Source organism: Mesorhizobium sp. M7A.F.Ca.US.007.01.2.1 (genome assembly GCF_003998165.1).
Taxonomy (GTDB): Bacteria; Pseudomonadota; Alphaproteobacteria; order Rhizobiales; family Rhizobiaceae; genus Mesorhizobium; species Mesorhizobium ciceri.
Genome location: NZ_RZQP01000510.1, coordinates 1 through 738 on the forward strand (window position 1 = coordinate 1; position 738 = coordinate 738).

Annotated in this window: 1 protein-coding gene and 1 pseudogene; both read left to right on the top strand. The window is 65.2% G+C overall.

Going from position 1 to position 738, the window contains the following annotated elements; genetic code table 11:
• Positions 1-196 (top strand): annotated as a pseudogene (locus EN949_RS35510) (phosphonate C-P lyase system protein PhnL); the annotation flags it as partial.
• A partial coding sequence (locus EN949_RS35515) for a DapH/DapD/GlmU-related protein (RefSeq protein ID WP_127371995.1) occupies positions 193-738 on the top strand: 546 nt, incomplete at its 3' end. The pseudogene EN949_RS35510 and the gene EN949_RS35515, both read left to right, overlap by 4 nt.

A 738-nucleotide genomic window follows, 5' to 3' on the forward strand; every position in this document is an offset into this window, starting at 1 on the left:
TCCGATCCTGCTGCTCGACGAGCCGACAGCCTCGCTCGATGCCAGGAACCGCGATGTCGTGATCGAACTCATCGCCGCCAAGAAGGCTGCAGGTGTCGCCCTGCTCGGCATCTTCCATGACCACGATGTACGCGAGGCGGTTGCCGACCGCATCATCGACGTCACCGCTTTCGCGCCCGGAAAAATCGCCGCATGACCAGGAAATTATCCGAGACGCCGTTGATCCATCCGACGGCGGAGGTGCAGAACTCGACGCTCGGCCGTTGGACCGAGATCGCCGACCGCAGCCGGGTCTCGGAAAGCGAACTCGGCGACTATTCCTACATGATGCAGGACTGCGCCGTCTGGTGCGCGACGATCGGCAAGTTCGCCAACATCGCCGCCAGCGTGCGCATCAACGCCACCAACCACCCGACCTGGCGGCCGACGCTGCACCATTTCACCTATCGCGCCTCCGATTACTGGGACGATGCCGAGCACGAGACAGAATTTTTCGCCCAGCGCCGCGCCAAGCGGGTCACCATCGGCCACGACACCTGGCTCGGTCACGGCTCGACCATCCTGCCCGGCGTCACCATCGGCGATGGCGCCGCGGTCGGCGCCGGCGCTGTCGTCTCGAAAGATGTAGCGCCCTATATGATCGTCGCCGGCGTGCCGGCAAAGCCGATCCGCGAGCGCTTCGATCGCCGCACGGCCGAACGCTACCAGGCGCTGGCCTGGTGGGACTGGGACCATGCA